General features: G+C 68.6%; 8 protein-coding genes. 2 read left to right on the top strand and 6 right to left on the bottom strand.

Annotation, left to right across the window (positions count from 1 at the left end):
- The first annotated feature begins 11 nt into the window (after nucleotides 1–11).
- Entirely contained in the window at nucleotides 12–809 is a 798-nt protein-coding gene (locus tag FHU39_RS05975) for an ABC transporter permease (protein ID WP_183319505.1), read from the top strand.
- Here FHU39_RS05975 and FHU39_RS05970 read toward each other — a convergent pair.
- From FHU39_RS05970 to FHU39_RS05960, 3 genes are all read right to left on the bottom strand, one after another.
- On the bottom strand, nucleotides 761–3748 hold the full coding sequence (locus tag FHU39_RS05970; protein WP_183319504.1) for a bifunctional [glutamine synthetase] adenylyltransferase/[glutamine synthetase]-adenylyl-L-tyrosine phosphorylase: 2988 nt from the start codon (nucleotides 3746–3748) through the stop codon (nucleotides 761–763). The two genes, FHU39_RS05975 and FHU39_RS05970, sit on opposite strands and share 49 nt — an antisense overlap.
- The gene (locus FHU39_RS05965) at nucleotides 3745–5082 is read right to left on the bottom strand and encodes a glutamine synthetase family protein (RefSeq protein ID WP_183319503.1); all 1338 of its coding nucleotides are present in this window, start codon (nucleotides 5080–5082) and stop codon (nucleotides 3745–3747) included. Before FHU39_RS05965 ends, FHU39_RS05970 begins: the two co-directional genes overlap by 4 nt.
- A 160-nt stretch (nucleotides 5083–5242) precedes the next feature.
- Nucleotides 5243–7564, bottom strand: coding sequence for an immune inhibitor A domain-containing protein (locus tag FHU39_RS05960; RefSeq protein ID WP_183319502.1), 2322 nt, complete (start codon nucleotides 7562–7564; stop codon nucleotides 5243–5245).
- A 165-nt stretch (nucleotides 7565–7729) separates the two neighbouring features.
- Here FHU39_RS05960 and panB point away from each other — a divergent pair, with 165 nt between their 5' ends.
- Complete coding sequence (gene panB, locus FHU39_RS05955; protein ID WP_183319501.1) at nucleotides 7730–8590, top strand: 3-methyl-2-oxobutanoate hydroxymethyltransferase; 861 nt, start codon at nucleotides 7730–7732, stop codon at nucleotides 8588–8590.
- Here the strand turns inward: panB and FHU39_RS05950 are convergent.
- From FHU39_RS05950 to xylA, 3 genes are all read right to left on the bottom strand, one after another.
- Nucleotides 8530–9780, bottom strand: a complete 1251-nt coding sequence (locus FHU39_RS05950; RefSeq protein WP_183319500.1) for an MFS transporter — start codon at nucleotides 9778–9780, stop codon at nucleotides 8530–8532. The genes panB and FHU39_RS05950 overlap by 61 nt on opposite strands.
- Before the next feature lie 129 nt (nucleotides 9781–9909).
- On the bottom strand, nucleotides 9910–12153 hold the full coding sequence (locus tag FHU39_RS05945; protein WP_221185146.1) for a glycoside hydrolase family 3 C-terminal domain-containing protein: 2244 nt from the start codon (nucleotides 12151–12153) through the stop codon (nucleotides 9910–9912).
- A 9-nt stretch (nucleotides 12154–12162) separates the two neighbouring features.
- The gene (xylA, locus tag FHU39_RS05940; protein ID WP_183319499.1) at nucleotides 12163–13344 is read right to left on the bottom strand and encodes a xylose isomerase; all 1182 of its coding nucleotides are present in this window, start codon (nucleotides 13342–13344) and stop codon (nucleotides 12163–12165) included.
- Between the last annotated feature and the right edge of the window lie 18 nt (nucleotides 13345–13362).

Here is a 13362-nt window from a genome sequence, read left to right as displayed (position 1 = left end):
TACTCCTTCTCATGACCCTGGTGCAGCTGCACGGCCTGCAGGACGACGTCGTCGTGCTCGCCTTCGCGGTGGTCGCGACCCTGCTGGCGGCGGCGGTCGTGCGGTGGGGGCGGCTCGGCAGCGGCGTCGGACAGGTCACCGCGGGGCTGCGTGCCTGTGTCCAACTGGCGGCCGTCGGCCTGGTGGTTGGTGTGGTGCTGCGGTCCTGGCCGCTCTCGTTGCTGTTCTGCGCGCTGATGCTGTCGGTGGCGGCATACACCAGCGCCCACCGGATCCTGGGCCGGGCCACCTGGTGGACGCTCGTGCCGATCTGCGGGGGCGCGGTGCCCGCGGTTCTCGGGATCCTGGCCACCGGCCTGGTGCCGATCCGCCCGATCGCCGTCATCCCCGTGCTGGGCATCGTCGGGGGCAATTCGATGGTGGCCACGTCGTTGTCCGGCAAGCGGATCCACGATGCGTTGCACACCCGGTACGGCGAGTACGAGGCCGGGCTCTCGCTCGGTCTCACCCCTTCCCAGGCCGCCGACGTGGTCGCCCGCGACGACGCCGCGCTCGCGCTGATCCCCGGCATGGACCAGACCCGTACGGTGGGCCTGGTCACCCTCCCCGGCGCCTTCGTCGGTGCGCTGCTGGGCGGCGCCAGCCCGTGGGAGGCAGCCGCCGTGCAGCTACTGGTGCTGGTGGCACTCCTGCTGGCCCAGGCCGTTTCGGTGCTGCTGACGACGGAGCTGACGATCCATGGGCGGCTCGGCGCGATCGGTCAGCGCGTCGGGTCGACGTCCCGGTCGCCGTCCGGGTCGGTGCCGTAGAACTCGCGCTCGACGACCTCACGTGCGCGGCGCGACACCCGCAGGTACCGCTCGGACAGCTCGTGACCGGCTCCGACGGGCGAGCCGAGGATCCGTGCGATGCCGTCGGCGTCGGCGAGGGAACCCGGCAGTGAATCGACCGGCCGGCCCCGCCAGAGCACCGACGCGTTGCGCAGCCTGCTCGCGAGGGTCCAGGACTCACGCAGTTTCGCGGCGTCACGCACGTCGAGCAGCCCGTGCTGGGCCATCACCCGCAGCGGCGTGGTGGTACCGGGGTGGCGCAGCTCCGAGATCTCGTGAGCGTGCTGCAACTGGGCGAGCTGGACGGTCCACTCGACGTCGGACAGTCCCCCGCGGCCCAGCTTGAAGTGGGTGCGGATGTCGGCTCCGCGCGGCAGTCGCTCCGCCTCCATTCGCGCTTTCAGCATCCGGATCGAGCGCACCGCCGCCGCGTCGATGCCGCCCTCGGGCCAGCGCAACGGGTCGATCAGCTCGGTGAACCGGCGCGCCAGGTCCTGGTCCCCGGCGATCGGGGTGGCCCGCAGCAGCGCCTGCGCCTCCCAGCCCTCCGACCATCGCTCGTAGTACGCGGCGTAGGACGCGAGGGTGCGCACGATCGGCCCGGCCTTGCCCTCCGGGCGCAGGTCGGCATCGACCACGAGCGCCGGGTCCGGGCCGGCGGCGCTCAGCCCGGTGCTGAGGAACGTCACGACCTCCTCCGCCTGGCTCTGGGCGAGTTGCGGGTCCGCGTCGGACAACGGATCGTGCACGAACATCACGTCGGCGTCCGAGGAGTAGCCCATCTCCCGGCCGCCCAGACGGCCCATACCGATGATGCTGATCACCGTCGAAAGTGTTGTGTCGCTTGCTTTTTCGACGTGTCGTATGGCGAGCTCCAGCGCGCCCTGGAGTGTCGCGGCTGCCAGGTCGGTGAGCGCCCGCTCGACGGCGTCCAGGTCGAGCGCACCGGTCAGGTCGGCGACCGCGATGCGGATGAGCTCGTTGCGGCGGGCCGACCGGACCGCGAGCAGTGCCGCATCGTCGTCGTCCGGTTGCCGGTCGACCGCGGCACGCACCACCGTGAGCAGTTGCTCCCGGGTGAGCGGCACCAGCGCCTGGTGGGACCCGAAGACGCGCACCGCCGAGGGGGCGTTCTCCAGCAGCTGACCGACATACCGGCTGCCGGCGAGCGCGCGCGCAAGGGTCTCCGCCGCGCGGCCCTCGTCGCGCAGCATCTTGAGGAACCAGTGGGTCGACCCCAACGCGTCGCTGAGCTTGCGGAAGGCGAGCAGCCCCAGGTCCGGGTCGACCTCCTCGGAGAACCACTGCAGCATCACCGGGAGCAGGGTGCGCTGGATCGCGGCTCGCCGGCTCACCCCCGCGGTCAGCGCCTCCAGATGGCGCACCGCGCCCTTGGCGTCCCGGAAACCCAGTGCGGCGAAACGGTCTTCGGCGTTCTCCCGGGTCAGCCGCGCGTCGTCGCCGGACAGGTTGGCGACGGCGGTGAGGAGCGGCCGGTAGAAGATCCGCTCGTGCAGCCGGCGCACGTTGGCGGCGCGTTCACGCCACTGCTTGACCACCTCGGTCTCGGGGTCCACCCGAAGTCCCATGGAGCGGCCGAGCGCCCGCAGTTCCGCCGGGTTGTTGGGGATCAGGTGGGTGCGCCGCATCCGGGACAGCTGGATCCGGTGCTCCAGCACCCGCAACTGCCGGTACGCCTGGTCCAGCTCGTGTGCGTCGACCCGCCCGATGTAGCCGCCCCGGGACAGCGACTCCATGGCCGCCAGGGTGCCGCGGTTGCGCAGCCGCTCGTCGGTCCGGCCGTGCACCAGCTGCAGCAGCTGCATGCTGAACTCGATGTCCCGCAACCCACCGGGTCCGAGCTTGAGCTGCCGGCCGACCTCTGCCGCGGGGACGTGGTCCTCCACCCGCCGCCGCATCGCCTGGACGTCCTCGACGAAGTGGTCCCGGTCGGCCGCCCGCCATACCAGGGGCTGGATCGCCGACAGGTATGCCGCGCCCACCTCCTCGTCCCCCGCGATCGGCCGTGCCTTCAGCAGTGCTTGGAACTCCCAGGTCTTCGCCCAGCGGTCGTAGTACGCACGGTGGGAGTCGACGGTCCGGACGAGCGGGCCCTGCTTGCCCTCCGGCCGCAACGCCGGATCGACCTGCCACAGCGACCCTTCCCCCGTCGCGACCGAGCAGGCCCGCATGATCTCGGTGGCCAGCCTGGCACCGACCTCCATCGCGTCGGCTTCGGCGACCCCGTCGGCGGGCTCGGCGACGAAGATGACGTCGACGTCGCTGATGTAGTTCAGCTCGCGGCCACCGCACTTGCCCATGCCGATCACGCTGAGCCGGCAGGTGTCGGCGCCTTCGACGGTGTTGCGCGCGATCTGCAGCGCCGCCGCGACCGCGGCGCCGGCGAGTTCGGCGAGCGCCTCGGAGATCTCCGGGAACTGCTCGACGGCATCGCCTGTCAGGTCGACGGCCGCGATCTGCAGCAACTCCCGGTAGTAGGCGACGCGCAGCGCGTCATACCCGTCCGTGCCGGTGGCGGCGCCCACCGCCTCCGCCAGCCTGGTGTAGAGCGCGTCCCTGTCGCGCACCCGTGCGTCGACCACGTCATGCCAGTGCTGCGGGTGACGGACCAGGTGGTCGGTGAGCGCCGTGGACGCGCCCAGCAGGACCACGAGGCGATTCCACGCGTCCTTGTTCTCGGCGAAAAGCGTTGCCAGCTGGGTGTTCTCGCCCTCGGACAGGACCTCGCCCAGGCGGACCAGACCGAGCAGTGCGTGATCCGGCGACGCCGCCTGCGACAACGAACCGATGCCTGCCTCGAACGTGTCCGGCGGCAGCTTCAGCGCCGCGATCATGCCGAGCGCACGCTCCGGCTCGGTGAAACCGGCCCGCGCCAGCAGGCTGCGCGAAACGCTCACAACCGGCCCAGGTACTGATCCAACTCGTACTGCGTGACCTGGTCACGGTAGGCCGCCCACTCGGCGCGCTTGTTGCGCAGGAAGAAGTCGAAGACGTGCTCACCCAGCGTCTCTGCAACCAGTTCGCTGTGCTCCATCAGGTGGATGGCGTGATCCAGCGATGCGGGCAGCGGGTCGATCCCCATCGCCCGCAGCTCACGGTCGGTGAGCGTCCAGACGTTGTCCTCGGCCTCGGGCGGCAGGTCGTAGCCCTCGTCGACGCCCTTCATGCCCGCAGCGAGGACCACGGCATACGCGAGGTAGGGGTTGGCGGCGGCGTCCAGGGAGCGCACCTCGATCCGGGAGCTCTGCCCCTTGGACGGCTTGTACATGGGAACCCGCACCATCGCGCTGCGGTTGTTGTGTCCCCAGCACACGTAGGGCGGCGCCTCCGCACCGCTCCAGATGCGCTTGTAGGAGTTGACCCACTGGTTGGTCACCGCGCTGATCTCGCCGGCGTGCCGCAGGATGCCGGCGATGAACCGCCGTGCCGTCACCGAGAGCTGGTATGGCGCCCCGGCCTCGAAGAAGGCGTTGCGATCGCCTTCGAACAGCGAGACGTGGGTGTGCATCCCGGAGCCGGGCGCGTCGGCCAGCGGCTTGGGCATGAACGACGCGAACACGCCCTGCTCCAGCGCGACCTCCTTGATGACGGTGCGGAAGGTCATGATGTTGTCCGCGGTGGACAGCGCATCGGCGTAGCGCAGGTCGATCTCGTTCTGGCCGGGTCCGCCCTCGTGGTGGGAGAACTCGACGGAGATGCCCATCTGCTCCAGCAGGGTGATCGCCGAGCGCCGGAAGTCGTGGCCGGTGCCGTGCGGGACGTGGTCGAAGAACCCGGCCTGGTCCACCGGCACCGGCGGCTGCCCCGGCTTGATGTCCTTCTCGAACAGGTAGAACTCGATCTCCGGGTGCGTGTAGAAGGTCAGCCCCTTCTCCGCAGCCTTACCCAGCGCCCGCTGCAGCACGTAGCGGGGGTCGGCCATGCTCGCCGAGCCGTCGGGGAGCCGGATGTCGCAGAACATTCGTGCGGTGCCGGGGTTCTCCCCCCGCCACGGCAGCACCTGGAACGTGTCCGCGTCCGGGAGCACCAACATGTCCGACTCGTAGACCCGTGCCAGGCCCTCGATGGCGCTGCCGTCGAAGCCGATGCCCTCGGCGAAGGCGCCCTCCAACTCGGCCGGTGCCACGGCCACCGACTTCAAGGTGCCGAGCACGTCGGTGAACCACAGCCGGATGAACCGGATGTCGCGTTCCTCGATGGTGCGGAGCACGTATTCCTGTTGGCGATCCATACCCGAATCCTGCCCTACCCGACCGCGTCGCGGATCGACGGCCGACCCATTTGTCCGCCCGTTCGGTGCGCGGGTGCCGCACAACGGACGACGCCGGCCCGGGAACACTCGCTCCGGGCCGGCGCCGGCCACCCGGCCGGACGGCCGGGGTCGGTCCGAACTACTTCCTGAAGTGCACCTGCAGTGCGAGTCCGTCACCCTGCTTGTGCTTGACGATGATCTGCGTGCCGCTGCCCGCGACCTTCACCGACCCGGTCGGGTTCTGGGCCGACCAGTAGGCGTCCGTGCGCGAGTCGTCGAACATCCGGTTGCCCGGCTTGCTCCACATCCGCAGCGTGGTGCCCTTGCGGTGCAAGGTGAAGCGGTCGGTGCGCTGCTGGCCGAATGTCGAGTCGTAGGACTGGATCCGGTTGGATGCGACCTCGCCGGTCTTCCAGATCACCGGCACCGGGTGCGCGTCGACCGGGAGCACCAGGCCGTGGCCGGGGTGCTGCGTCGTGTTGTTGTCCTCGTACTCGTTGTCGACGTACCAGATCAGCAGGCCGTCCTGGTAGGGGTAGTGCTCCACCCAGTTCGCCTTGGTGTCGGTGAACCCGAAGTTGTACGGGCCGTTGCGCAGCGTCGTGTCGTAGCCGTGGTAGCGGCGGTACTCGGCCAGGTAGTACTGCGTCTTGGTGACCGTGTTGCTGCCCGTCATACGAGTGAATCCGTCTGCGGTCCAGGACGATTCGGTGGACTCGACATCGTCGGTGGTCGTGCTGCCGTCCACCGTGACCGCCAGGTCGTCGAGGAACGCACCGTCGTAGTGCACGCCGCCGTCCGTCTGGTAGGCGAAACGGAACACGACCTGCTGACCCGCGTACGGCGTCAGGTCGAAGCTGATCGTGCTCCACGCCTCGTTGGTGCCGGTCACCCCGTCACCGAGCGTCGTCCAGGTGGCACCGCCGTCCGTCGACACCTGCCCGTAGAGGTAGTCGTAGCCCTCTTCGATGTCGTACCAGGCGGCGGCCGAGACCGACGCCGAGGTGGCGCCGGTCAGGTCGAGCTCGCGCGACAGCGAGTTGTTCAGGTTGTCGGCGCTGCCGCTCCACCACTCGTAGGAGCCGGACTTCGGCGTGTTGTAGTCGGTGGTGATGTGCTTGTCCGGCAGGCTCACCGCGACCGCCTGCGGCTCCCGGCGGTTGTCCTCGTCCGCCGGGCCGAGGTTGATGTTCGCCCGGTGACCGAACTGCACGGTCTGTAGGTCGCTCCAACCGAGCTGCACCTTGGACCAGCCGTCCATGTAACCCGGCGTGGTGCCGATCGCGTCACCGCCGTGGTTCAACCACGACCCGCTGCTCATCAGGCTCCAGAAGCCGACCGTGTTGTCGCCGGCACCCGTCGTGTCATAGAGGTCGGGCAAACCGAGGTCGTGGCCGAATTCGTGGGCGAACACACCCAATCCGCCGTTCTCCGGCTCGGTGGTGTAGTCCTGCACCCAGATGCCGGTGTTGCCGATCTGCACACCACCGGACTTGTTGCCGTCCGGGCCGGTCGTGCCGATGCCGGACAACACCGCCCACCGGTGCGACCAGATGGCGTCGTCGCCCTGCGCGCCACCACCGGCCTCCTCGCCCTCACCGGCGTGGAGGGCCTCGTAGTGGTCGATGTAGCCGTCGGGCTCGTTGAAGTCGCCGTCACCGTCGTAGTCGTACCGGTCCCACGTGTCGAACTGCTGCAGGTCCTGCTTGATCTCGGCGTCGCTCTTGCCCGACTGGATCTGCTTGTTGTACCAGGCGGTGAGCGAGTCGTTCACGAACGACCAGTAACCCTCGGCCTCGCTGGTGCCGTCACCGTCGACCGGGTTGTGGCCGTAGCGCGCCTCGTTGTAGGGCACCTGCACCCAGTCGTCGACCTCGGTCGTGACGTCGAACCGGCCCAGCGACTGGTCCTTGTAGAAGTTGCGGAACGACTCACCCTTGCCGTTGAACAGCTCGTTGTAGTGCGCCTGGTTGAAGTCGTCCACCCAGTAGGTGGAGTTGTCCTGTGTCCGGTCGGGTTCGGCGATCGTGTTGTGCAACGGTCCCGCCGTGCCGCCCTGCGCCGGCTTGGTCTGGGTGCCGAACTCGGCGAGCGTCGTGAAGATCTTCGTCGACTGGTTGACGTCGTACTGGACGTACCGGCCCTTGCGCTTCTTGGTGCCCTTGCCCCGCTTGTTGTGGTGCTTGTTGCTCTCGGGTGCCTGCAGCTCGATGACCTTGCTGCCGTGGATGGTCTTCACCGTCGCCTGGCCCTTGACGAGCTTGTCGACCGCGGCCTGACGCTCCGCCGCCTGTTGCTCGGCGCGCGGGTTGGGCAGGTTGTCCGCGCGGTGCACGGTGCTGGGCGATGCCGGCTGGGTGGGCTGGGCATCGGCGGGTTGGGCGACGCCGGCGAGCGTGAACGCCGCGGTTGCGGCGCACGCCGTCACACCGGCGGCTGTCTTGTAGACGCGTCTTGTCACAGTTCCTCCATATACGGACGGCCGCCTCGAACGGGGTGTGAGGCGGCGCAGAAGTAGGATTCCGTTCTCTGGGTGAGATCGCGGCTGTTTCCCAGCATTCTTTAAGGTTTGTATGCCGCGGCTTTACGGCTCGCTTACTTATCGGCCGCCGATAGGCTCTGGCACATGACGGAGAAGACCCCAGAGACCACCGCTCCCTACGGCACCGGGGCGCAGGCCGCCCCGCAACGCCGGGTTCGCGTGCCGCACCTGCAGGCCAAGAAGACCAAGGGCGAGAAGTGGGCAATGCTCACGGCATACGACATGTATGCCGCGGAGATCTTCGACCAGGCCGGCATCCCGGTGCTGCTCGTCGGCGACTCGGCAGGCAACAACGTCTTCGGCTTCGAGACGACCGTGCCGGTGACCGTCGAGCACCTGCTGCCGTTGGTGCGTGCGGTGAGCACGGCGACCTCGCACGCCATGGTCGTGGCCGATCTGCCGTTCGGGTCGTACCAGGCCAGCCCCCAGCAGGCGCTCGAGACCGCCGCCCGCTTCATGAAGGAAGGTCTGGCGCACGCGGTCAAGCTCGAGGGCGGCAAGCCGATGGTGCCCGAGATCGAGTTGCTGGTCCGCGCCGGCATCCCGGTGATGGGGCACATCGGCTTCACACCGCAGAGCGAGCACGTGCTCGGCGGCTACCGGGTCCAGGGCCGCGGCGACGGTGCCGAGCGACTCCTGGAGGATGCGCTGGCGCTGCAGGAAGCGGGTTGCTTCTCCGTGGTGATGGAGATGGTGCCCGCGCCGGTTGCGCGCAAGGTGACCGAGGCGCTCGCCATACCGACGATCGGCATCGGTGCCGGGCCGGACTGTGACGCCCAGGTGCTCGTCTGGCAGGACATGGCCGGTCTGCGGGGTGGCAAGGCGCCCCGCTTCGTGCGCAAGTTTGCCGACCTCCGCGGCGAGCTCAGCAAGGCCGCCCAGGACTACGCACGAGAGGTCGCGTCCGGCGAATTTCCTTCGGCAGCGGAGAGTTTCGAGTCCTGACCGCGGCGCCGGCCACCTTTGGTCGGCACCGAGAACCACATGACCGCGGCGGCCAGCAGGCCGAAGGCTCCCGAGGTGACGATGCCAGCAGCGAGTGCGGTCGCCGCGGTCACGGCGGACAGGACGGCGGGGCCGACCGAGGAGCCCGCATCCGTCAGCTCGCGCCAGATGCCGAGGAACTGCGCGCGACCGACGTCCGGTGAGTAGTCGGCCCCCAGGGTCATCACCATTCCGGAGCCGATGCCGTTGCCGAAACCGAGCACGCACGCGACGACGCACAGCAGCACGGCTCCGTGCGTGAGCGGGATCGCCATCATCGACAGCCCCATGATGAGCATCGACGGCACCGTCACCCAGCGGCGGCCGAAGATGTCCATCACCTTGCCCGCGGGGTAGAACACGAGCATGTCGATACCGCCGGCGATGCCGACGATGACCGAGGTTGCCTGGGCGGACAGGCCGAGGTGTTCGGCCCACAGCGGCACCACCGCCTGCCGGGTTGCGCGGATCATCGCGACCAGCAGGATGCCGAACCCGACGGTCAGGAAGATCCGCTTGTAGTCGCGTGCGACGGAACGCACCGTCGCAGCGCTGGATTCGGCACCGTTCGTCGCAGTGTGGGTCGGCAGGTCCTGCAGAGTCCCGCCCGCGACGCCGGCGATCGCGAGGGCGACGACGCAGACGGCATAGGCACCGTGCAGGTGCCACACCCCCATCGCGCCCGCGCCGACGAACGGTCCGAGGAACATGCCGACGCGCATCACTCCCCCGAGCGTCGACAGTGCTCGCGCCCGGTATGCCGCGGGCACTGCCTCGGTCAGGTAGCTCTGCCGGGCGAGCATGAACACCGAGCCGCTGATGCCCATCACGAACGCGCCGGTGCCGAACACGGCCAGCGAGTTGGCGACCATGCACAGTGCCGCGGCGACGGCTCCGATGACGGATGCGCCGATGATCGCGTGTCGCTCGCCGTATTTCGCCGTGATCATCGAGCTCGGCACGTTGAAGAGCAACGAGCCGACGTTGAGCAGCGTCACCATCAGCGCCGCCGTCGCGACCGACCCACCGAGATGGCGCGCGGACAGCGGCACGACGGGGAGCATCGCGCCCTCGGCCAGGCCGAACAGCAGTGACGGAGCGTATGCCGGGATCGCGAGGCGTCTCAGGTCGAAGTCCGGCGTTCCACTCATTGTTAGTCAGTCTAACGATCTCGGCAGCACGTCGCGTCCGGTGTCCACCCAGCGTCCTGCTGCCCAGCCCACGCCGCTCCCACCTCGCGGACCACAGGGGCGCCGCTCAACCCCGCGGCGCGGCAGCGCTCAACCCGCGGAGCCGGCCGATCGAGCGACCAACTCGTCCAGGGCCGGCAACGCGTCGGCGAGGCCGAACATCCGCATCGCCTTCTCGGCCTCCATCGACCCCATGATCCGAAGAACCGCCGGGTCGCTGCGGATGAGCGCACCCTGATCCTCCGGGAGGTACCGACCGAGTGCCTCCACCAGGACCGGCCCGCCGATGAGCGGATGATTGAGCCACTCGTCGATCGATGACGTGCGCGACAACGCGCGCACCGGTGCGTTACCGGTGAGCGAAACCGTCTGCGCCGCAACGACGTCATGTGCGCTCGCGCCGATCTCGATCCGGTAGTCGCCGGCCGGCACCACCCACGCATGATCGGTGACGTCCCAATAGGAGAACGCGCGATCGTCGAGGTCGAACTCGACCTCTCGTGTCTCCTCCGGCTCCAGCCACACCGACCGGAAAGCTCGCAACTCACGGACGGGACGGTGGACGGGCCCGGCGTCGGAGCCGACATACAGCTGCACCACGTGGCGTCCTGCACATGGCCCGGTGTTCGCGACCGTCACCCGCACCGCTGCGGTCGCCGCACCGGTCGCGTCCACCCGCAGGCGCGACGTCTCGAAAGTCGTGTAACTCAGGCCGTGGCCGAACGGATACCGCACCGGTGCCCCGGTCGTCTCGTAACCGCGGTAGCCGACGAAAACCCCTTCGCCATAACGTACTTCGAGGTGGTCGCCCGGGAAGTTCAGGAACGACGTCGTATGACGCAGCTCCAACGGCACCGACTCGGCCAGGTGACCCGACGGATTCGCGACCCCGAAGAGCAGATCGGCGGTCGCGCTGCCTCCGGCCTGGCCGAGCAGGAAGCAGTCGAGGACGGCGTCGACCTGTTCGTGCCATTCCTCCATCGTGACGACGCCTCCGTGCGACAGCACCACCACGGTGCGCGGAGCAACCTCCGCGACAGCGTTGATGACGGCGATCTGGTCGTCCGGCAACGACAACTCGGCGCGGTCGAAGCCCTCGGACTCGGCAGCGTCGGGGAGCCCGGCGAACACGACCGCTACGTCACTGGCCCCCGCAACTCCCACCGCCTCGTCACGCAACTGCACAGCGTCACCGGTCCCGTCAAGTGCGAAACCCGCTGCGAATTCGACGTTCCCGGCGAGCGAGCGGATCGAGTCCAATGCTGCATCGATGCGTGTCGCATTGATGTGTGAGCTACCGGCACCCTGGTACCGCGGTGTCCGGGCGAACTGCCCGATCACAGCGATGCGGGCATCCGTGCTCAGCGGCAACACCGACTCGTCGTTCTTGAGCAGGACCGCGCACGACGCCGCCGCCTCCCGCGCCAGTCGGTGGTGCGCATCCACGTCGAACGGCTCGGCCCGCTCCGCAACCCAGGCGCGAAGTCCGAGCACGCTGGCCGCGGCCCTGTCGAGGTCCGCCTCGGACAGGTGCCCGTCCTCGACTGCAGCGGCGATGGCGTCCACCGCTTCCTCCGACCGGCCCGGCATCTGCAGGTCGAGCCCGGCCGCGACCGAAGCGACCGGATCACCCGTCGCACCCCAGTCGGAAACCGTCACGCCCTCGAAACCCCACTCCTCACGCAACAACGTCGTGAGCAGCCACGGATGCTCCGTCGCGTGCAGCCCGCCGAGGAGGTTGTATGACGCCATCACGGTCGCCGGGGCCGAACGTTTCACCACCGCCTCGAACGCCGGCAGGTAGATCTCCCGCAACGTCCGGTCGTCGACGATCACGTCGACGCGCATCCGCTCGGTCTCCTGGTTGTTGGCGGCGAAGTGCTTCACCGACGCCCCGACACCGGCGCCCTGCTGGCCGTCCACGTGTGCGACGCCGAGTTCCCCGGCGAGATGCGGGTCCTCGGAGTAGTACTCGAAGTTGCGACCGCACAACGGTGTCCGCTTGATGTTGATGCCAGGACCGAGAACGATGTCGATCCCGAGCGAACGCGCTTCTCGTGCAACGCTTTCCCCGATTCGCCGCGCCACTTCCGGATCCCAACTGCATCCCACCGCGACGGCAGGGGGAAAGCAGGTCGCGGGCGACGCGTCGTTGAGACCGAGCTCGTCACCGGTCGCGTGCCGAACCCCGTGCGGACCGTCCGACATCTGCACACTGCCGACGCCGTGATCCGGCGCGTCCATGGTCGACCAGAAGTCCTTCCCGACCAGCAGACCGGCCTTGACCCGGACCGGGAGGGTGCTGACATCGGGGACGGGCTGCTCCGGAGTCACGCGAGCCCCTCAGCGGCCGGTCAGGTGCTCGACGGCCAGCTGGTTCAGCTTCACGAAACCGTAGTCGCGCTCGGCCGCCTGCTGCACGTCGAAACCGTCGTCGCCCGCGAGGAAGTCCGCCAGCGTCTCGCCCTCGGCCAGGGTCGGCTCCTGCAACGAGGTGACGCCTGCGTACTCCATCGCCTCGGTCACCCGCGGATCGGCCCGGAACGCCCGCGCCTTCTCCGCCAGGTGCAGGTACGTCGACATGCACGCGCGCGCCGAATCCCACACTCCCGCCATGTTCTCCGTACGGGAGGGCTTGTAGTCGAAGTGCCGCGGACCGGTGTACCGCGGCGCGTCGGGCTGGCCGGGGAAGCCGTTCTCCAGCAGGTCGACGGTGAAGAACGCGGACAGCAGGTCACCGTGCCCGAAGACCAGGTCCTGGTCGTACTTCAGGCCCCGCTGACCGTTGAGGTCGAGGTGGAAGAGCTTGCCGCTCCACAGCGCCTGGCCCAGCTGGTGGCTGAAGTTCAGGTTCGCCATCTGTTCGTGCCCGGTCTCCGGATTCAAGCCGACGATGTCACCGTTGTCCAGCTCGGCGATGAACGCCAGCGCATGTCCGACAGTGGGCAGGAAGATGTCTCCTCGCGGCTCGTTCGGCTTGGGCTCCAACCCGATCCGCAGGTCGTAAGCCTTGTCCTTGATGTATGCCGCAACGGTGTCGACGCCCTCCTTGTACCGCTCGAGGGCGGCATACACGTTCTTGCTGCCGTCGTATTCCGCGCCCTCGCGGCCACCCCACATCACGAAAGTCGTCGCACCGCATTCGGCCGCGATGTCGACCGCACCGAGCACCTTGCGCAGTCCGAACCGCCGCACCCCGCGGTCGTTGCTGGTGAAGCCGCCGTCCTTGAACACCGGGTGGGTGAAGGTGTTGGTCGTGACCATCTCGATGGTGATCCCCGAGTCGTCACACACCTTCTTCAGTTTGTCGATGCGCGACCGCTTGGTCGCCTCGTCGGCGTCGAACGCGAAGACGTCGTTGTCGTGGAAGGTGATGCCCCATGCGCCGAGGTCGGCCAGTTCCCTCACGTAGTCCCACGGCTCGAGCGGCTCACGCGAAGCCGTGCCGAAAGGATCGACGCCGAGCCAGCCGACGGTCCAGAGGCCGAAGGAGAACTTGTCGTCCGGAGTCGGTGAGAGCGCCATGGTGGGAATGCCTGCTTC

It is taken from the genome of Flexivirga oryzae (genome assembly GCF_014190805.1).
Classification (GTDB): domain Bacteria; phylum Actinomycetota; class Actinomycetes; order Actinomycetales; family Dermatophilaceae; genus Flexivirga; species Flexivirga oryzae.
Note: the sequence above shows the minus strand (reverse complement) of the source record. Positions and strands in the feature narration are given on the sequence as shown.

Bases quoted from the DNA above. Each gene is read 5' to 3' on its own strand.
- FHU39_RS05975 (WP_183319505.1), top strand. From the start codon at position 12: ATGACCCTGGTGCAGCTGCACGGCCTGCAGGACGACGTCGTCGTGCTC.
- FHU39_RS05965 (WP_183319503.1), bottom strand. From the start codon at position 5,082: ATGGATCGCCAACAGGAATACGTGCTCCGCACCATCGAGGAACGCGAC.
- panB (WP_183319501.1), top strand. From the start codon at position 7,730: ATGACGGAGAAGACCCCAGAGACCACCGCTCCCTACGGCACCGGGGCG.
- FHU39_RS05950 (WP_183319500.1), bottom strand. From the start codon at position 9,780: ATGAGTGGAACGCCGGACTTCGACCTGAGACGCCTCGCGATCCCGGCA.
- xylA (WP_183319499.1), bottom strand. From the start codon at position 13,344: ATGGCGCTCTCACCGACTCCGGACGACAAGTTCTCCTTCGGCCTCTGG.